General features: G+C 62.7%; 19 protein-coding genes. All 19 read right to left on the reverse strand.

The annotated features are described in order from the left end of the window. Window positions 1-2: 2 nt before the first annotated feature. The 19 genes from I6L48_RS18715 to fliI all read right to left on the reverse strand — a co-directional run bounded on the left by I6L48_RS18715 (window position 3) and on the right by fliI (window position 19,607). Window positions 3-1,118, reverse strand: a complete 1,116-nt coding sequence (locus tag I6L48_RS18715; RefSeq protein WP_104452533.1) for a chemotaxis response regulator protein-glutamate methylesterase — start codon at window positions 1,116-1,118, stop codon at window positions 3-5. 31 nt (window positions 1,119-1,149) lie between these two features. After that, window positions 1,150-3,312: a chemotaxis protein CheA gene (locus I6L48_RS18720; RefSeq protein WP_216987586.1), complete on the reverse strand. Its 2,163-nt coding sequence runs from the start codon at window positions 3,310-3,312 to the stop codon at window positions 1,150-1,152. Window positions 3,313-3,323: 11 nt separating this feature from the next. After that, on the reverse strand, window positions 3,324-4,064 hold the full coding sequence (locus I6L48_RS18725) for a protein phosphatase CheZ (RefSeq protein WP_216987587.1): 741 nt from the start codon (window positions 4,062-4,064) through the stop codon (window positions 3,324-3,326). A gap of 12 nt (window positions 4,065-4,076) precedes the next feature. Next, window positions 4,077-4,460, reverse strand: coding sequence for a chemotaxis response regulator CheY (gene cheY / locus I6L48_RS18730; protein WP_010673934.1), 384 nt, complete (start codon window positions 4,458-4,460; stop codon window positions 4,077-4,079). Between the two features lie 110 nt (window positions 4,461-4,570). Then, window positions 4,571-5,290, reverse strand: coding sequence for an RNA polymerase sigma factor FliA (locus I6L48_RS18735; RefSeq protein ID WP_041212632.1), 720 nt, complete (start codon window positions 5,288-5,290; stop codon window positions 4,571-4,573). Next, window positions 5,283-6,158: a MinD/ParA family protein gene (locus tag I6L48_RS18740; RefSeq protein WP_010673932.1), complete on the reverse strand. Its 876-nt coding sequence runs from the start codon at window positions 6,156-6,158 to the stop codon at window positions 5,283-5,285. Before I6L48_RS18740 ends, I6L48_RS18735 begins: the two co-directional genes overlap by 8 nt. 1 nt (window position 6,159) lies before the next feature. Further along, window positions 6,160-7,656 (reverse strand): flagellar biosynthesis protein FlhF, encoded by a 1,497-nt coding sequence (flhF, locus tag I6L48_RS18745; protein ID WP_216987588.1) that lies wholly within the window; start codon window positions 7,654-7,656, stop codon window positions 6,160-6,162. A gap of 16 nt (window positions 7,657-7,672) precedes the next feature. After that, window positions 7,673-9,775, reverse strand: a complete 2,103-nt coding sequence (flhA, locus tag I6L48_RS18750; protein WP_183148779.1) for a flagellar biosynthesis protein FlhA — start codon at window positions 9,773-9,775, stop codon at window positions 7,673-7,675. A gap of 329 nt (window positions 9,776-10,104) precedes the next feature. Beyond that, window positions 10,105-11,235 (reverse strand): flagellar biosynthesis protein FlhB, encoded by a 1,131-nt coding sequence (flhB, locus tag I6L48_RS18755; RefSeq protein ID WP_041212629.1) that lies wholly within the window; start codon window positions 11,233-11,235, stop codon window positions 10,105-10,107. Window positions 11,236-11,309: 74 nt separating this feature from the next. Next, window positions 11,310-12,107 (reverse strand): flagellar biosynthetic protein FliR, encoded by a 798-nt coding sequence (fliR, locus tag I6L48_RS18760; protein ID WP_010673928.1) that lies wholly within the window; start codon window positions 12,105-12,107, stop codon window positions 11,310-11,312. 91 nt (window positions 12,108-12,198) lie between these two features. Beyond that, entirely contained in the window at window positions 12,199-12,468 is a 270-nt protein-coding gene (fliQ, locus tag I6L48_RS18765; RefSeq protein ID WP_010673927.1) for a flagellar biosynthesis protein FliQ, read from the reverse strand. Window positions 12,469-12,591: 123 nt separating this feature from the next. Next, window positions 12,592-13,350, reverse strand: a complete 759-nt coding sequence (gene fliP / locus I6L48_RS18770) for a flagellar type III secretion system pore protein FliP (protein WP_010673926.1) — start codon at window positions 13,348-13,350, stop codon at window positions 12,592-12,594. After that, window positions 13,337-13,720, reverse strand: a complete 384-nt coding sequence (gene fliO / locus I6L48_RS18775; RefSeq protein WP_216987589.1) for a flagellar biosynthetic protein FliO — start codon at window positions 13,718-13,720, stop codon at window positions 13,337-13,339. The genes fliP and fliO overlap by 14 nt, the downstream gene beginning before the upstream one ends. After that, entirely contained in the window at window positions 13,717-14,112 is a 396-nt protein-coding gene (fliN, locus tag I6L48_RS18780; RefSeq protein ID WP_010673924.1) for a flagellar motor switch protein FliN, read from the reverse strand. The genes fliO and fliN overlap by 4 nt, the downstream gene beginning before the upstream one ends. Before the next feature lie 41 nt (window positions 14,113-14,153). After that, window positions 14,154-15,227, reverse strand: coding sequence for a flagellar motor switch protein FliM (gene fliM, locus I6L48_RS18785; RefSeq protein ID WP_010673923.1), 1,074 nt, complete (start codon window positions 15,225-15,227; stop codon window positions 14,154-14,156). Between the two features lie 10 nt (window positions 15,228-15,237). After that, complete coding sequence (fliL, locus tag I6L48_RS18790) at window positions 15,238-15,744, reverse strand: flagellar basal body-associated protein FliL (RefSeq protein ID WP_010673922.1); 507 nt, start codon at window positions 15,742-15,744, stop codon at window positions 15,238-15,240. A 57-nt stretch (window positions 15,745-15,801) separates the two neighbouring features. Further along, entirely contained in the window at window positions 15,802-17,721 is a 1,920-nt protein-coding gene (locus I6L48_RS18795) for a flagellar hook-length control protein FliK (RefSeq protein WP_216987590.1), read from the reverse strand. A gap of 87 nt (window positions 17,722-17,808) precedes the next feature. Then, window positions 17,809-18,249, reverse strand: a complete 441-nt coding sequence (gene fliJ / locus I6L48_RS18800; protein ID WP_216987591.1) for a flagellar export protein FliJ — start codon at window positions 18,247-18,249, stop codon at window positions 17,809-17,811. Between the two features lie 26 nt (window positions 18,250-18,275). After that, complete coding sequence (gene fliI / locus I6L48_RS18805) at window positions 18,276-19,607, reverse strand: flagellar protein export ATPase FliI (protein ID WP_104455531.1); 1,332 nt, start codon at window positions 19,605-19,607, stop codon at window positions 18,276-18,278. Window positions 19,608-19,646: the final 39 nt, after the last annotated feature.

The following is a 19,646-nucleotide window of genomic DNA, read 5'->3' on the forward strand; positions in this document are numbered from 1 at the left end:
GGTCAGCGGCCCAACTCGACCAGAATGCGCTGGGCCACCCGATCCAGCGGCAGGGATTCGCTTGCTATGCCCGCCTTGGCAACGGCCTGGGGCATGCCATAGACCACGCAGGAGGCTTCATCCTGCGCCCAGATGGTCGCCCCCTGCTCCTTGAGCAGACGGGCACCGTCGCGGCCATCCGCGCCCATGCCGGTCAGGACGATGGCCAGCACCTTGTCGCCATAGGTCTTGGCGGCGGAGGCGAAGGTGATGTCCACGCAGGGTTTGTAGTTGACCTTGTCATTGCCATCGATGATGCGAAGACGGGCACCGGGCCCGCGCCCTTCCAGCAACATCTGCTTGCCACCGGGGGCAAGATAGGCCTGACCCGGCTTGAGCACGTCGCCATCCTGCGCCTCCTTGACCCCTATCTGGCACAGCCCGTTGAGGCGGGCGGCAAAGGCAGCGGTGAAGGTGGCCGGCATGTGCTGGATCAGCAGGATGGGATGAGGGAAATCTCCCGGCAGCTTGGTCAGCACGTTCTGCAGTGCCACCGGCCCGCCGGTGGAGGTACCGATGGCAACCAGCTGGTAACTCTTGCCACTGCGCTTGAACGCGGCGGGAGCCGCCGCTGCTCGCGCAGGCTCGTGCTGGCGTTCGGCCAAGGGGCGATTCATGGTCCCCGTGACGGCGGGCCGGACGGCAGGCTCGGGGGCGCGGGGCCGGGTCGCCATCAGGAAGCGCTTGCGGGCGATCTCCTTGACCCGCTGCTGCAGCAAGTTGACTGCTTCGTCCTTGTCCCGGGCGATGTCTTCAAACTTCTTGGGCAGAAAATCGAGGGCGCCCGCATCCAGCGCATCCAGTGTTGCCTTGGCTCCCTCGTGGGTCAGGGAAGAGAACATCAGGATGGGGGTCGGACACTTGGCCATGATCTCGCGCACGGCGCTGATGCCGTCGAGCACCGGCATTTCAATGTCCATGGTAATGACGTCGGGCCGCAACTGCTGCGCCTTGTCTACCGCCTCCCGCCCGTTCTGGGCCGTGTCGATCACCGTCATCAGGGGATCCTGATTGATGATTTCGCTGACCCGACGGCGGAAGAAACTCGAATCGTCGACCACTAATACCTTGACTGCCATTGTTATTCTTTTAACTCCTTGAGCCTGGCGCTCAGTGGCGACGGGCATAGGCCTTGAGCAGGCTGGGCACATCCAGAATGAGGGCGATGCCGCCGTCGCTGGTAATGGTGGCGCCGGCCATGCCGGGGGTACCTTGCAGCAGGTTGTCCAGGGGCTTTATCACCACCTCTTCCTGACCGATGAGGTTGTCTACCACGAAGCCCACCTGCTGGGTCCCTATCTGGACGATGACCACGTGGCCCTGGTCCTGGCGGGCCGTCTTGCCGGCACCGCGTACCAGCCACTTGTGCAGGTAGAACAGCGGAATCGCCTTGTCACGGACGATGATGGTGAGCTGGCCATCCACCACGTTGGCCTTTTTCAGATCCAGGTGGAAAATTTCATTCACGCAACCGAGGGGCAGGGCGAAGGTCTGCTGACCCACCTCCACCATCAGGGTCGGCAGAATGGCCAGGGTCAGGGGAACCTTGATCTCGAGACGGGTGCCCTTGCCCCAGGTGGAATCGATGTGTACCGAGCCATTGAGGCTGACGATGCTGGTCTTCACCACGTCCATGCCCACTCCACGGCCGGAGATGTCGGAGATCTCCGACTTGGTGGAGAAGCCGGGGGCGAAGATCAGGTTGTAGGCATCGTTGTCGCTCATGCGCGCCGCGCTGTCAGCATCGAGCACGCCACGGCTGATGGCGATGGACTTGAGCTTCTCCGGGTCCATCCCTGCGCCGTCATCCTCGATGCAGAGCAGAATGTGGTCCCCTTGCTGGGAGGCGCTCAGGGTGATGGTGCCCTGGCGGGGCTTACCCGCCTTCTCGCGCACGTCCGGCATCTCGACGCCATGGTCGCAGGAGTTGCGCACCAGGTGAACCAGGGGGTCGGCCAGGGCCTCCACCAGGTTCTTGTCCAGATCCGTGTCCTCACCCACCATCACCAGCTCGATCTCCTTCTTGAGGGTACGAGCCAGATCGCGCACCACGCGCGGGAAGCGGCCGAATACTTTCTTGATAGGCTGCATTCGGGTCTTCATGACCGCGCCCTGCAGATCGGCGGTCACGACGTCGAGGTTCGCGACAGCCTTGGACATCTCTTCGTCATTGCTGGCGATGCCGAGGCTCACCAGGCGGTTTCTCACCAGCACCAGTTCGCCCACCATGTTCATGATGACGTCCAGGGTCTTGGTATCCACCCGCACCGTGGTATCGCTCTGTACCGCGCTGCTCTCGGCGGGAGCCGCCTGCTTGGCGGGGGCGGCCCTGGCTGGCGCTGGGGGCTCTGCCGGCGCGGGTTTGGCGGCCACCGGCGCCTTGGGCGGCGTCACCGGGGCTGCGGGGGCAGCGGGTGCCGGGTCCTTGGGTTCGGGAGCGGGCGCAGGAGCAGGAGCAGACGCCAGACTGTGCTGCGGCGCCTGGCCACGGCCGTGCAGTTCATCCAGCAGGCGCTCGAACTCATCGTCGTCGATGAGCTCGTCCACCTCTTTCTGGACCGACTGCAGGGGGGCCAGATCGGGGGCACCACCGTGCTGGCCCTGACCATGGAGCTGGTCGAGCAGGGCTTCGAATTCGTCGTCTGTGATGTCACCTGAACCGCTCAGCACGGGGGCGGCAGAGACCGTCGGCGCTTTGCCGACACCGTGCAGCTCATCGAGCAGGCGTTCAAATTCGTCGGCGGAGATCTCGTCGATGGAGCCACCGCCATTGACGGCGACAGGCGCCACCTCGGCAATGACCTCGGGTTCTGGTGCGGGTTCGGGCTCAGGCTCGGGTTCTGGCTGGGCCGCCACGCTGGCGGTACGCAGCTGCTCCTGCCCTTCCGGCTTGCACAGCTCGTGCAGATCGTGCAGCAGATCGGGAGAAGCGGGGCTTATCTCTTCGCGGTTCTGGACCTGGGCAAACATGACGTTGATGGCATCCAGCGCCTGCAAGATGACATCCATCAGCTCGGCACTGAGGGTCCGCTTGCCGTTGCGCAGCATGTCGAACAGGTTCTCGGCACCGTGACAGACATCCACCAGTTCGGTGAGGGAGAGGAAGCCCGCTCCCCCCTTGACGGTGTGGAAGCCGCGGAAGATGGCGTTCAACAGGTTCTTGTCATCGGGCCGCTTTTCCAAGTCGACCAGTTGTTCAGACAACTGTTCCAATATTTCTGATGCTTCGACCAAAAAGTCTTGCAGTATGTCTTCATCAACTTCGAAGGCCATGCGTCACTCCATTAGAATCCCAGGCTAGACAGCAGATCGTCCACATCATCTTGACCATTGACCACATCTGAGCGGGTCTGCGGGTTCATGATGGGGCCTTCCGCCTCGATGCCGCTCGCTGGCAGGCTACGTGCCGAATTGTCGCTAACGCCCTCACCGAACATGGTCAGCATCTCTATCAACTTCGTTTCAACTTCCTGCACCAGTTTGATCACCTTGCGGATCATCTGACCGGTCAGGTCCTGGAAATCCTGAGCCATCAGAATTTCCGTCAGCAGTTGTCGTAACTTATCGGCATCCGTCTCAGAAGCCTTAATAAAATCATTCAGTTGATGGCACAGCGCCTTGAATTGACCCAGCTCGAGATCCCGGCTCATCAGGGCATTCCAGTTGGGCATGACCAGCTGAATGTTGTCGTTGAGTCGATCGGCGATGGGAAGGCTTGCCTCGACCGCATCCATGGTGCGATTGGCCGCCTTGTCCGTCATGTCGATGACATAGCTCAGACGCTCCCGGGCATCCGGGATCTCATGGGTGGCCAGGTCGGGGATCCTGGGATCCAGGCGAAAATCCTGCAATGAATTGTGCAATTGGCGGGTCAGCTGCCCCACCTTGTCAAACAGGGCCGCCGCGTTGGGGGCGCACACATCGGCGAGGATGGTATCGGCCTGTTCAAACTCTTCCCGCTCCAGGTGGGCAACCAGCATCCTTGCCTGGTCAAGCGAGATCATGGCTCTCGTTTTGGCCTTCATCCCTGCCGCTCCTTAGCCGATACGTTCAAAGATTTTGTCGAGCTTCTCTTTGAGGGTGGCAGCGGTGAACGGCTTGACGATATAGCCATTGACCCCGGCCTGGGCGGCTTCGATGATCTGCTCGCGTTTGGCTTCGGCAGTCACCATCAGAACCGGCAGGTGCTTGAGCTTGTCGTCGAGGCGAATCGCCTTGAGCAGGTCGATGCCCTGCATGCCGGGCATGTTCCAGTCGGTGACCACGAACTGGAAGTCGCCATTTTTCAGCATCGGCAACGCCGTGTTGCCATCGTCTGCTTCATGGGTATTGTTGTATCCCAGGTCACGCAGCAAGTTCTTGATAATCCGGCGCATCGTTGAAAAGTCATCGACGATGAGGATTTTCATGTTCTTGTCCAAAGTTCCTCCTAAATAGCCGCCAAGACGGCTCACTTACATGATGCAGATCGCAGGTTTTATGGTGCGGATTATGCCTTAGAGTTGTGCTCCAGTGTAGCCAGTACAACCACTTATAAATTCCAATCTCGCAAACGGGCGCGCAGCCTGTGCATGGCCTGACTATGAATCTGGCTCACCCGAGACTCACTCACACTCAATACTTCACCGATCTCGCGCAGATTCAGCTCTTCATCGTAATAAAGGGAGAGCACCAGCGCCTCCCGCTCCGGCAGGCGGGCGATGTGCTCCGCCAGGGCCCCCTGGAAGCGTTCAGCCGCCAGATCGTCGAATCCTCCCTGACCGTTGCCGTCATCGGGATGACCGATGACATCTTCGCTGACCCCCAGATCCTCGATGCCGATGATCTTGCCGCAGGAGACATCCTGCAGCATGGCATGGTACTCCCCGAGGGACACCCCCATATTGGCGGCCACCTCGGTGTCTCTGGCATCCCGGCCATGGGCCTGCTCCACGTTCTCGATCGCTTCTGCGATGGCACGGCTGTTGCGGTGCACCGAGCGGGGCACCCAGTCTCCGCGGCGGATCTCGTCGAGCATGGCACCACGGATGCGGATGCCGGCATAGGTTTCAAAGCTGGCGCCCTTGCTGCCGTCAAAGTTGCGGGAAGCTTCGAGCAGCCCAATCATACCTGCCTGGATCAGGTCATCCAGCAAGACACTGCTTGGCAGGCGAGCCAATAAATGCTGGGCAATCCGCTTGACCAGCGGAGCGTGTCGCTCGACCAGCACGTAGGAATCCTGATGACGCAAGTATGCTTGGGCTTTATTCACGGGAGTCTTCCTGTGTTATGACCGGCTTTTGCAACAAGTTTTCCAGGAAAAATTCGAGGTGGCCCCCCGGCTGATTCGGGATGGGCCAGCTCGCCGCCTTGTTCGCCAGGGCACGAAATGCCAGGGCGGCAGGGGATTTTGGAAACGCCTCAACTATCAGTTTCTGCTTGCGCACCGCGGCCCGCAGGTTGGTGTCGTAAGGCACGCAGGCCACCAGCTCCAGGGAGGTATCCAGGAAGCGGTCGGTGACCCGGGTCAGCTTGGCGAACAGCTCCTGCCCCTCGCGCAGGGAGCGGACCATGTTGGCCACCACCTTGAAGCGGAACACACCGTGATCCTTGGAGAGGATCTTGATGAGCGCGTAGGCATCCGTGATGGAGGTGGGTTCATCGCACACCACCACCATGATGTCCTGGGCTGCACGGGTGAAACTCAGCACCATGTCGGAGATCCCCGCCGCCGTGTCCACCAGCAACACGTCCACCTGGGTCTTCATCTCGCTGAAGGCGCGGATGAGCTCGGCATGTTGTACCGGGGAGAGCTCGACCATGGACTGAGTGCCCGAGGTGGCTGGCACTATCATCATGCCGTAGGGCCCCTCGACGATGATGTCATCCAGGGTGCATTCCCCCGCCAGCACGTGGGAGAGGTTGCGATGCACCCTCAGCCCCAGCATGACGTCGACGTTGGCCAGACCAAGGTCGGCGTCCAGCACCAACACCCGCTTGCCCTGGGCGGCCATGGCTCCCGCCACGTTCAGGGTCACGTTGGTCTTGCCGACGCCCCCCTTGCCTCCGGACACGGCGATCACTTTCACTCGATTGTTTTGACGCATTTTGCGCAGACCACTCGCCTGATCCATATACATGTTACTCATAAAACTCCGAATCTTCGGATTCGCCAAAACCCGATCCCCAGAAATAGGGATCTTCTGCTTCCCGTTCCAGCGACCCCATGGCGGCACCGACCAGCAGCGCCGCGTTGGCAACTTGAATATCTTCCGGCACCCGTTGCCCGTCGGTGATGTAACTGATGGGCAGGGCGTTTTGAATGCACACGTTGATCACTTCACCCAGATTCAGGCTCTCGTCGAGCTTGGTCAGAATGCAGCCGGAGAGCGGAATGCGCCGGAAGTGATCCACCGCCTCCTGCATCACCCGTCGCTGGGAGGTGGCCGACATGACCAGATAACTGCGGATGCGCACCTTGGCATTCTTCACCAGGGTGTCTAGCTGTTCGGTCAGGCGGATATCCCGCTGACCCACCCCGGCGGTGTCGATGAGCACCAGCCGGCGATGGCGGAACTGATAGAGGGCACTGGCCAGCTCTTCGGCGTCCCGCACCTGACGCACCGGGCAACCCATGATGCGACCATAGGTCTGCAGCTGTTCGTGGGCCCCGATCCGGTAGTTGTCCGTGGTAATGAGCGCCACCTGCTCGGCGCCATACTTCATGGCAAAGCGGGCCGCCAGCTTGGCGATGGTGGTGGTCTTGCCCACCCCGGTCGGTCCGAGCAGGGCCACCGCCCCCCCCTGACGCAGAATCTCGTCCTCGCTGATCTTGAGCTGGGCCGTCAGCACCTCGGCCAACTGGGCCATGGCCTGATGGATCGGCATGTCTTCGGGGATGAGGCCCGCCAGCTGATCGGCGAAGGCATCGTCGAACCCCATCTTCTTGAGTTCCTTGATGAGCAGGGCGCGCATGGGTTCGCGGCGCTCCACCTCCTGCCACATCAGGCCGGAGATCTGGTGCTCCAGCAGCTTGCGGATGCTGGCCATCTCCTTGCGCATCCCCTCCATCTCCTGATCCCGCTGGGCGGACTGGGTCTGGCGCGGGGCGGCGGCAGGACGGGCCTTGGGCTTGGCGGACTCGGGAGCGGCGCCCCACTGGCCCTGTTCGGCCAGGGTTCTGGGAGCACTGGCCGCGCCCGCCAGTCCGGCGGACTGGGTGCCGGCAGCGCCATTCGCGGGCCAGGAGGCCGAAGCTGGCTGACCGTTACCTCCGTTGCCAGACCATGATCCCGGGGCGCCATTGCCACCCGCCGGGTTGGCCGGATTGAGCTTCTGCTGGCGTGCCAGCAGGGCCGCCAGGGTATCGGCGTAGTATTCGTTCTGTTCCTTGGGTGGCGCCGACCTCGTCATCTGCTTGCCCGCAGACGAGATATTGACGCTCTCTTCATTCAACTGACGGCGAACCGGCGCGTCTTTAGGCCCCGGTACCTGGGATTGATAATCGACGGCCGCGACTATCTCCACCCCACCGGTGACCTTTTTGTTGGACATGATGACGGCATCGGGTCCGAGAGTCTCCTTGACCTCGGCCAGCGCCGTGCGCATGTCTTTGGCAAAAAACCGCTTAATCTTCACCCGTCATCTCCGCTAACTAGCCCTGTCCCACCGCACTGACGATGCGGATCTGCTTGTCGTCAGGCACTTCCTGATAGGACAGCACGCGTAATCCAGGAATGGCATTCTTGACAAATTTCGCCAGGGTATTGCGCAATATCCCCGATGTCAGAAGCACGGCCGGCTGGCCTTCCAGTTCTTGTCGTTGAGTGGCTTCCACCAGGGAGCGTTGCATCCGCTCCGCCAGTCCCGGTTCGATACCGGCGCCATCTCCCCCACCTGCTTGCAGGGATTGATGCAATATACGTTCCAGTTCTGGTGACAAGGTGATCACCGGCAGCTCGGGCTCGGGGCCGGCAATCTCCTGCACAATCAATCTGCGCAGGGCGATCCGGCAGGCTGCGGTCAGCACTTCCGGGTCCGGGCTGCGGGGCGCATATTCCACGAGGGTCTGCAGGATAGTGCGCATATCGCGAATTGGCACGCCTTCATTGAGCAAATTCTGCAATACCTTCACTAGGTTGCCCATGCTGATCACCTCGGGAACCAGTCCTTCCACCAGCTTGCTCTGATGCTTCCCTATCATGTCGAGCAGTTGTTGCACCTCGTCATGACCCAGCAGCAGCGCCGCATGGTTGGAGAGGATCTGGCTCAGGTGGGTAGCCACCACGGTGGCCGCATCGACCACGGTGTAGCCAAGGGTCTGGGCCTGGGAGACCTGCTCCTTGGCGACCCAGACCGCCTCCAGCCCGAACGCCGGGTCCTGGGTGGCGATACCGTGGATCTGGCCGAACACCTGCCCCGGGTTGATGGCCATCTCCTTGTCGTGATAGACGGTGGCTTCCCCCGTGCTCACGCCCATCAGGGTGATGCGGTACTGGTTGGGGGCAAGATCCAGATTGTCGCGAATGTGGACGGCAGGCACCAGAAAGCCCAGCTCCTGGGAGAGCTTCTTGCGCACCCCCTTGATCCGGTTGAGCAGCTCGCCCCCCTGGTTCTTGTCCACCAGCGGGATCAGCTGATAACCCACCTCCAGGCCGATGATGTCCACCGGCATGACGTCGTCCCAGCTGAGATCCTTCTGCTCCACCGGGGCATCCCCCTGGGCCGGCATGAGTTCGCCGCTCGCCGCCCTCGCCTTGTTCTGCTTCTCGCGGCGCAGCAGCCACCAGGCGCCCGCCGCCGCCACCGCCCCCAGGCTCAGGAAAGCCAGGTGCGGCATGCCGGGCACGCTGCCCATCATCAGCAGGATGCCGGCGGAGATCACCAGCGCCTTGGGATTTTCGAACAGTTGGCCGAGTACCGCTGTCCCCATGTCCTGGTCGGTATTCTGACGGGTGACGATGATGGCTGCGGCAATGGAGAGCAGGAGCGAGGGGATCTGGGCGACCAGACCGTCACCGATGGCGAGCAGGGTATAGACCTGGGCCGCTTCGCCGAAGGTGAGCTGGTGCTGCATCATGCCGATGATGAAGCCGCCGATGATGTTGATGAAGAGGATCATGATGCCGGCGATGGCATCCCCCTTCACGAATTTGGAGGCACCGTCCATGGAGCCGTAGAAGTCCGCTTCCTGAGTCACGTCCTGACGGCGCTTCTTGGCCTCTTCCTGGTTGATGAGACCGGCGTTCAGGTCCGCATCGATGGCCATCTGCTTGCCGGGCATGGCGTCAAGAGTGAAGCGGGCACTCACCTCGGAGATCCGGCCCGCCCCCTTGGTGACCACCACGAAGTTGATGATCACCAGGATCATGAAGACGATGATGCCCACGGCATAGTTGCCGCCGATCACCACGTTGCCGAACGCCTCGATCACATGGCCTGCCGCCGCGCTGCCGTTGTGGCCTTCCAGCAACACCACCCGGGTGGAGGCGACGTTGAGGGCGAGCCGCAGCAGGGTGGCGATCAGCAAGACGGTGGGGAAGGCGGCAAATTCCAGGGGGCGGCGGGTATAGACCGCCACCAGCAGCACCACGATGGAGAGGGCGATGTTGAAAGAGAAGAGGATATCCAGCATCAGGGGCGGAATGGGGAGTACCACCATCCCCAGAGAGGCCAATACCAGCAGCGGCGTCCCTACCCCTCTGCTGAGCAGCCACTTGTACTCTTTGAAACGGCCCAGTCCCGCTTTGAATCCCATCGTGCTTCTCAATGATAAACTGCCAATGACGGATTAAAGCAAATATCAAGCCAAGGATTCAATTCATTGATCTATATGGTTTTTATTTTAACGCTGTCAGAAGTCCGTCGTTGGCGTCATGGGGAATGGTGACAGGGGGAAGCGGCCTTCACCAAGCAGGCCAAAGGCCAGTCCAGGCCATGGGGCGAGGCGCCGCGCCTCGACAGGGAGATTGCGGCCTTGTTTGCGACACAAGGGAGAGATCGGATGGTGGGGCCATCCCACCGCTTTATTTGCGAAACGCGGGGGGCACAAGGGAGAGCACCCGGGATCAGGCTGCCACCACTGCGTTATTTGCGAAACTCGGGTGGAATGGGCAGATCCTTGGCGATGGGGGTCGGGCGCCGACCGCGGCCACGGCGGAACTTCTTGAGCTGATAGACATAGGCCAAGACCTGGGCGACGGCGGCGAAGAGCCCCTCCGGGATCTCTTGGCCAATCTCGGTGGCGTGGTAAAGGGCCCGGGTGAGCGGCGGGGAGGACATGACGGGGATGTCGTATTCGCGCCCGATCTCCCGGATCTTCATCGCCACCTCGTCGACCCCCTTGGCCAGTACCTTGGGCGCCGCCCCTGGCTTGCCCGCATCGTATTTGAGCGCCACCGAGTAGTGGGTCGGGTTGGTGATGATCACATCGGCCTTGGGGACATCCCCCATCATGCGGCGCATGGCCATCTGCATCTGCAACTGGCGTATCCGCCCCTTGACCTCGGGCTTGCCTTCGCTGTCCTTGAACTCGTCCTTGATCTCCTGCTTGGTCATCTTGAGTTGGCGATTGTGGTTCCAGCTCTGGAACGGCACATCGATGGCGACAATGGGGATCAGGGCGCAGCAGAGGATGATCAGCATCCAGAGCAGCAGGTCCAGGGCATCGACGATGCCGCCGGGAAAGCCCTCAAGAGAGAGATTCAGCAGATGGTTGAACTGGCTCGACAGCATCCACCAGGCAAACAGACTGATAAACACCACTTTTGCGATGGATTTGACAAGTTCCACCAGAGATTGCACCCCGAACATCCTTTTGATGCCGCTCAGGGGGCTCAGCTTGCTCCACTTGGGCAGCATGGCCTCGGAGGAGAAGTTCATCCCGCCGAGCAGGGTGTTGCCGACGAAGGCGGCGATGATCACCAGCATGAACAGCAGCCCCAGAGGCTGGATAAGCTCCCCCAGCAGGGCAGGCACCATGGCCCCCATGGCATTGGGGTCGAACGCCTGATCCCGGTCCAGGGTAAAGCCCATGGTGAGCACCTTGATCATGGCCCCTGCCAGACTCTCCTTGATCATCAGGAGGCCGAACACGGTCGCCAGCAGGACGCTGGCGGTACCCAGCTCCTTGGAACGTGCAATCTGCCCTTTTTCCCGGGCTTGTTGCAGTCGTTTGCCCGTGGGTTGTTCTGTGCGTTCCTGATCGGTATCAGCCATGCTGGCCTCCTGCCGGCATCAGCCGACTGGCGGCCCGCCAGAGTGGCGGCAAAAGGACCGCAACCGGGAGGGTCTCAGTCATGCTGGCCCCCGAAGCACTGAACGTTGATGAGCTCGCAGCTGGTCTCCTGCACCCGCTCCCAGAGCGCGTCGAAGTGTCCCATGAAGCCACCGATGGTGAGCCAGAGGATGAACAGGCCCGACATCATGCTGACCGCAAAGCCGATGCTGAAGATGTTGAGCTGGGGGGCCGCACGGGTCATCACCCCGAACGCGAAGTTGATCAGCAGCAGGGCGATGATGGCCGAGAGCGCCATCACCAGAGAAGCCTGATACATGACCCCGAGAAAGCTCACCAGGCTGCGGATGGCAGGCAGGGTGAGCCCGCTGTCAGATACCGGCAGGGTTTCGAAACTCAGCACCACCATGCGCAGCATCAGCAGGTGGCCGTCCACCGCGAGAAACACCAGGGTCGCCAGCATCAGGTAGAACTGGCCCACCACGGGAGCCGACTGGCCGTTCATGGGATCCACCAGGGTGGCAAAGCCCAGGCTGGTCTGCATGGCGATGACCTGACCCGCCATCACGAAGGTCTCCAGCAGGAACTGGGTCATGAGGCCGAGCGCGATGCCGATGAGCAGTTGCTGCCCCAGCACCAGGAAGCTGCCGAGGGAGAAGAGCTCGATCTTCGGCATGGGGGGCAGCAGGGGGGCGATGATGAGGGTGATCGCCAGCGCCAGGCCGATGCGGATATGGGCAGGGGCGAGCCGGCTGCCGAAGACCGCCATCACCATCAGGAGACTGCTCACCCGGGCCAGGGGCCAGAGGATGGAGGAGAGCCACTCCATGATGAGCGCCGTGGTGTAGGTCATGACAGCAACACTCCCGGCAGGGGCAAGCCAACGGGAGGACGCAGGCCCCGGTCTGCCTCGGCCAGAGCAAAAGAGTGGCCCTTGGCTGGCATCAGCCCACCACCTCGGGGATCTGGCTCACCATCAGCTGGAAGAAGTCCATCAGACTCTGCAATCCCCAGTGAGCCCCCGCCCCCAGGGCCAGCAGGGTGACCACCAGACGGGGCAGGAAGCTCAAGGTCTGTTCGTTGATGGAGGTGGCGGCCTGGAAGATGGCGACCACCAACCCCACCATCAGGCTCGGCAGGATCACGGCGCACACCATGATGGTCACCAGCCAAAGCGCCTCGCGAAAGACGTCGACGAAGGTTTCAGGACTCATTGCTCGCTCCTTGTGATGGGTTTGCCCAGGGCCGCATCCTCCCGGCCTCCTCTTTCGAGAGAAAGAGAGGCCTCGCGCCCTCCCCGAGTAAAGGGGAGAACCAGGGGGAGGGTCTGCCCTCCCCTAACCACCCGAGCCCAGCCCGAAGCTGGTGGCCAGGGAGCCCAGAATGAGGTTCCAGCCATCCACCATGACGAACAGCATCAGCTTGAACGGCAGGGAGACCAGCATGGGGGAGAGCATCATCATCCCCATGGCCATCAGGATACTGGCGACCACCAGATCGATGACCAGGAAGGGCAGAAACAGCATGAAGCCTATCTGGAAGGCGGTCTTGAGCTCGCTGGTGACAAAGGCCGGGATCAGCACCCGCAGCGGCACGTCCGCAGGCTCGGCCACCTGCACGTTCGCTATCTCCATGAAAGTATTGAGATCCTTGACCCGGGTCTGGGCCAGCATGAACTGGTGAATGGGCAGCTCCGCCTTCTCCAGGGCCTCCTTGGCCCCGATGGTCTCGGCCAGATAGGGCTGCAACGCCTCGTTGTTGATGCGATCCAGCACCGGCGACATGATGAAAAACGACATGAAGAGGGCGATGCCGATCAGCACCTGGTTGGAGGGGCTCTGCTGCAGACCGATGGCCTGGCGCAGGATGCCGAGCACCACGATGATCCGGGTGAAGGAGGTCATCATGATCACCATGGCCGGCAGGAAGGAGAGCGCGGTCATCAGCGCCAGCACCTGCAGGGTCAGGCTGTACTCCTGACTGCCATCCGCCATGGTCTTGACGGTGAGTGCCGACATGCCGTCCTGGGCCATCGCCAGGGGCGAGAGCACCAGAGAGAGCAGTGCCAGCCACCGGGTCCAGTTAACGTTTTTCATGCTTGCCCATCAGTTTGCCCAGTTGCTCGGAGAACGCCTGGGGCTGGCTCTCGTCCAGCGGCTCCTCCAGGCGATAGAGGAAGTTGACCTGCTGCGGCGTCACCCCGACCAGCAGCTGCTGGCCGCCCACCTTGACCACCATCAGCTTCTCCTTGTAGCCAAGGGGCAGGGTGGCGATGACCTTCATCTGGCCCCCTCCCATCACCTGGGAAAGCTTGCTCTTCTTGAGCAGAAAGCCGAGCACCAGGATGAGGCCGATCACCATCAGGCTGGAGAGCAGCCAGGAGGTGAGGCTGGGGGGATTGGCCCCTACCCCCGGGGTGGCCAGGGCTGGCAGGGAAAACAGCCACAACGGGAGCACACGGATCATTTGAGCTTCTTGATCCTTTCAATCTGGCTGATGACGTCGGTAAGGCGGATACCGAACTTGTCGTTCACCACCACCACCTCGCCGTGGGCGATCAGGGTACCGTTGACCAGCACGTCCAGGGGCTCACCCGCCACCCGATCCAGTTCCACGACGGAGCCCTGGTTCAGTTGCAGCAGGTTGCGAATACTGATCTGGCTGCGGCCCACTTCCATGGCGATGGTCACCGGGATGTCCAGAATGGTGTCCAGCTTGCGCCGCTCTTCAGCGCTGATGGGGGCTTCGTCCTTCAACTCCTCCAGGGGGGCAGGCTTGGCTTCGGCCGTGACCTGCTCCTCCAGTGCGGCCGCCCAGGCGTCAGCCATCAAATCCTGCTCGTCATCGGTTCCGCTCATCTTCAATTCCTCAGTGTTGCAACACCTCCCCGGGGGGAGGATCAATCAGGGTGTTTGTCAGAGATGCTTCGCTCGAGCTCTTCCAGCTCGGCTTCGCCATCAATGCGCACGCCCCCGCGAGTCACCAGATGCATCTCTGTCTTGACCCCGTCAGGGCGCTTGATTTTGTCGGTGATCTTGAGCGCCACGTTCTCCTTGGTGCGCCCCATCTTGGCGTGGAAGGTGGGCAAGTCCTCCACGAACACCAGCAGGTTCTCCGGCATCTCCACCGGGATGATGTCCCCGGGTCTGAGCTCCATCAGCTCACGCAAGGAGAGCTCGGTCTCCAGCAGCTTGGCCTTGAGCTCCACCTTGACGTCCATGATCTCGTCGCGCAGGGCCTTGCTCCAGCGCACGTCGGTATCCCCCTTGTCGCTCTGCACCCCCGCATCCAGCAGTTCGCGGATGGGTTCCAGCATGGAGTAGGGCATGGCCACGTGGAAGTCGCCGCCGCCGCCGTCCAGCTCGATGTGGAAGGAGCTCACCACGATCACTTCGGTGGGGCTGACGATGTTCGCCATGGCCGGGTTCACTTCGGAGTCGAGGTATTCAAAGCCCACGTCCATCACCGGCGCCCAGGCATCCTTGTAGTCCTCGAACACCAGCTTGAGCAGCATCTGGATGATGCGCCGCTCGGTGGGGGTGAATTCCCGCCCCTCGATCTTGGCGTGGTAGCGGCCATCACCGCCAAAGAAGTTCTCCACCAGGATGAAGACGAGCCGCGCCTCCATGGTGATGAGCGCCGTCCCCTTGAGGGGGCGGAAACGCACCATGTTCAGGCTGGTGGGCACGAACAGGGTGTGGACATATTCGCCGAACTTGAGCATCTGCACGCCGTTGATGGAGACCTCGGCAGTGCGCCGCATCATGTTGAACAGGCTGATGCGCATGTGGCGGGCAAACCGTTCGTTCACCAGCTCCAGGGTCGGCATGCGGCCGCGGACGATGCGGTCCTGGGAGGAGAAGTCGAACTGGGCGATACCGGGATCCCCGGCAGCTCCCAGCTCCTCCTCCTCGACATCGTCGACGCCGTGCAGCAGGGCATCAATCTCGTCCTGACTTAACAGATCGCTCACGCTTCACCTTTCATTGCATGACAAAGCCGGTAAACAGCACTTGTTCGATTACGGGAGAAGAGACCAGGTCGTTCAGCACCCGGCGGCACTCTTCCAGCGAATCCTGACGCAGCTTCTCCTTGCCCTCGAAGGTCATCAGCTGTTCAGCGGTCGCCGAGCTGAAGACCCGCAGCAAGGTGCCTTCGATCAGGGGAATATTCTGTTTGGCCAGGGTTTCGTCGGCGGTGCCGCGCACCATCAGCTGGATCTTGATCTGCACCAGCCGATCCCGCTGGCCTCCCGCCACGTTGAACACGAAGGGACGGGGCATGCCCACATAGAGCGAGGGCTGGGGCGTGTTCGCCTCCGGCTTGGCCTCGCTCTTTTCGGCAGCGGGCTCATCCCCACCGGCGAGCATGAACCAGGCGCCGGCGCCGCCCCCGCCAAGGAGCACGACGGCCAGGGCGACTATCATGATCAGCTTCTTTTTCTTGCCTGCCGCCGGATCCTTCAGCGTCAGTTCGTTATCGTCTGCCATCCCTTGTCCACCCTAGTCTCAAACTTGTTCGGTATCATAAACTTACTTAAGAATGCATCAAGCATAGAAATCGATTCCGGCATCGTTTGCCGATTCCACCAGCAGCGTGAGGTTGCGAGCGCTCCCCTCGGCCTCTCTGCCATCGCTGCCGCCACCATTTCCCCCCTGTCGCCCCTGGTCACCGAAACCGGACTGACCCTGGGAGGATGACTGCCCTTGCTGCTGGAAGGCTTGCTGCTGCGCCTGTTGTTGCACCAAGGTCTGGCCGAGCTGGATCCCCTGCCCTGCCAGCATGTCGCGCAGGCGCGGCATGGCCTGCTCCAGCATCTCACGGGTCTGGCCATGCTGCACCACGAAGTGCACGCTGGCCTGGCTGGAGGCATCCATCTGGATTTGGATCTTCATCTTGCCAAGCCCCAGGGGGTCTAGCTGGATCTCCGCCTGTTGCAGCTTGTCCGCCAGCATCAGGTTCACCTTGTGGTGCAGCTGCTCGGGGGCCTCAGGGGTCGCCAGCTTGAGGTGGGGCAGGCTCTGAGGCTCCCGTCTGACGGTCGACTCGGCCAGCGGTCTGTTCTCGCCGACCTGGCTCTGGGCCTGATGCAAAGGCTGGCTCCCCTCGGCGGGCTCACTGCCCTTGACCTCCATCCCCGACTGTTTGCCCAGCTCATCGAGCCGGGACTTGTCCACCGCGGGCTTCACCGACACGGCAGCGCCGGCGGCCACCACGGGGGCGCTCTCCATCTGGTCCAGGCCTGCCGAGAGGGCCGTCAGGGGGGCCTGTGCCCCCTGGGATTCGTGACGAGCCAGGATCTGCGGCGCCACCTGCACGGGGGCCGGGTCCTCCGTCGTCACGGGCTGTCTGCTCCCTGCATTCGCTACAGGCTCGGCCCCTGCACGGGCTCCCTGCCCGCTCGCGGCCTCAGCCTGTCTGGCCTCACCGGCGACAGGGGCGTCCTTCTCTGCCCCTGCCGCCGTCGCGGGCGGGACGGACTCCGGTGTGGCCGCAGGGGCCGGCCCCTGCGCCACCGTCCGGATCACGCCATCGCCATAGGCGCTGGTGGCACGGGAAGCGGTTGTCCCCTGTCCGGCCGACGCCAGGGGATCGCTCACCCGTGCCTCTTGCGATGAGTCAGCCCGGGTGACAGTGGGAGCCTGGGCGTTTTCTCCTGCCACTACTTTGGTGAGCAGGGCGGCACGCTCCTGACCCGAGAGAGGGGGCTCCCCCCCCTTGGCATCCGGCTCCGCTCCCTTGCCTGCCATGGGCTGGCGGGTCGCTCCGCCCTGGTCGGCCACGGCAGTGTCATCGGCCAAGGGGGGCTCTTCCGCCCCCTGCGGCAGAGCCCCCTGACCGCTCGGCACGGCGCTGGCGCCTTGGGCCGCACCGGGAGCTGCCTTCGTTTTGTTCCCTTCATGCTGACGCTCTGGCGTCATCTGCGGCAGGAAGGCGCTCCCCTCTGCCGCCTCCACGCCCTCTGCCATCCCCACATCCTCTGCCATTCCCACCCCCTCTGCCATCCCAGGCGCAGCGGCGCCAGGCGGCAAGGGGTTGCCGTCCACAGGCACCGCCGCCTCACCGGCCATGGCGGGCGATGTAGGGGGCACCACCAGGCTCACATCCTGGCGCAGGGAGGCTTGCAACTGTTGCAGGAAGTCGTCGGGAGGCAGCTCCCCCTCGTCGTCCGCTCCCTTCAAGGAAGACGCAGACTCGGTGGCGGGCTCGTCAGACGCCAAAGATTTGGCAGCCGGGGCAAGCCCCTCCCGGGCGCCCTCGGCGGGCCCCTGGAGTGGTGGATTGCCCTGACTGGCTGGCGCCTTGCCCATCAGCTGGGCCATGGCCATGGCTTGCGAGAAGGCGGCCTTGCCCTCGCCTGACGGCTGCACGCCCCCTTCGCCCCCGACGGTGGGAGCCAGCAGGGTGGCGCTGCCATCGGCAGAAGGCGCCTGGGGGAGGGTGCTAATCAAGGGGGTCTGTATCATGCTGGGATCCCTGACGACGATTCGGTGACGGCCGCACGTGCGGTCATGGCTTGGCCCATCGGCCTCGCATGACCGGAAGAAAGCAAATTACAGGCCAGATTGGTGGTACCGACGCTGGATGGCGTAATCGTCCAGCATCTTCTGCTCCTGGCGCTGGGCCTTCTGGCGCACCTTGTCCGCCTTCTTCTCCAGCAGCAGCTCCACCGCCTTGCGCCGCTGTTGGGCCTCGAGCCACTGGGTGCGGCACTGGGCCAGCGCCTCGCGCACCTGAAGCACCCCCTGGTACTGCTGGGTGGCCGCATTCTCGAGCTTGTTGATGAAGGCGTGATACTGGCTGTTCTGTTGGGGGCTGATCCCCTGCAGACCGCGCTCCGTCCACTGCTGGTGGTAGATCTGGCGGTACTGATTCAGCGCCTCTTGCTGCTCCATAAACAGCTTCAAGTCCTGCTGCGCCTTGGCCAGCGCCATGGCGGCCTGGTTCTCGGCCTCCACCAATCGGGTCGCCAGCAACTCCAATCCTTTACTCATCTCGGCACTCCAGCGGCATTATCGGCTCAACGCATCAATGGCATGGCGACCATGTGCAGGGATTGCAGGCCTTCGTCGTAGGGAATGACCTCGCGCATCTTCTGTTGCAAGAACTGATCCAGATAGGGTTTCTGGATGATGGCCCGGTCGATGCGCGGATCCGATCCCTGGCTGTAGGCGCCGATGGTGATGAGATCCCGGTTCTGCTGGTAGAGGGAGTAGAACTGCTTGAAGGTGCGCGCCAGCTCCATGTGCTCCGGTGAGGTCACCATGGGCATGACCCGGCTGATGGATTTTTCGATGTCGATGGCCGGATAGTGGCCCGCATCCGCCAGCTCCCGCGCCAGCACGATGTGGCCATCGAGGATGGCCCGGGCCGCGTCGGCGATGGGATCCTGCAGATCGTCCCCCTCCGTCAGCACGGTGAAAAAGGCGGTGATGGAGCCCTGGCCGTCGCTGCCGTTGCCGGCCCGCTCCACCAGCGCCGGCAATTTGGCAAACACCGAGGGGGGATAGCCCTTGGTGGCCGGCGGCTCCCCCACCGCCAGTGCAATTTCCCGCTGGGCCTGGGCGTAGCGGGTGAGGGAGTCCATCAGCAGCAGCACGTTGAGCCCCTGCTCGCGGAAATACTCGGCGATGGCGAGCGCCGTCTCGCACCCCTTGAGGCGCATCAGCGGCGAGGCATCGGCAGGGGCGGCCACCACCACGGCGCGCTCGCGCCCCTCGGCGCCGAGGATCTCCTCGATGAACTCCTTCACCTCCCGGCCCCGCTCGCCGATGAGGCCCACCACGACGACATCCGCCACCGAGCCCCGGGTCATCATGCCAAGCAGCACGGATTTGCCGACACCGGAGCCGGCGAACAGCCCCATACGCTGACCCCGGCCCACGGTGAGCACGGCATTGATGGCCCGTACCCCCACGTCCATGGGTTGATGGATGGGGCGACGGGCCAGGGGATTGATGCGGTGCTGGGCGAACTGCACCGTCTGGGACGAGAGGATGGGGCCGAGCCCGTCCAGGGGCTGGCCGATGCCATCGATGACCCGGCCAAGCAGACTCATGCCCACCGGAATGCCGTGATCTTCGGTGACGGGCACCACCCGGGCGCCGGGAATGACCCCCTTGAGCTGCTCGCTCGGCATCAAGAACAGGCGATCCCCGGCAAACCCCACCACCTCGGCCTCCAGGGCCCCATCCTGGGTATCGATGCGGCACAGGGAGCCGATGGCGGCGCGGCAGCCGATGGCTTCCAGGGTCAACCCCACCACCCGGGTGAGCTTGCCTGCCACCGGTGGTATGGGGGCCTGCTCGCGAACCCGGTAGCCTTTCAGCCGATCAAGAAGGGGTGCCGTCATGTCGCCTCCGACGATGAGTGCCTGATGATGCCGTCAGCA

The organism is Aeromonas sp. FDAARGOS 1418, from assembly GCF_019048585.1.
In the GTDB taxonomy this organism is placed as follows: domain Bacteria; phylum Pseudomonadota; class Gammaproteobacteria; order Enterobacterales; family Aeromonadaceae; genus Aeromonas; species Aeromonas caviae.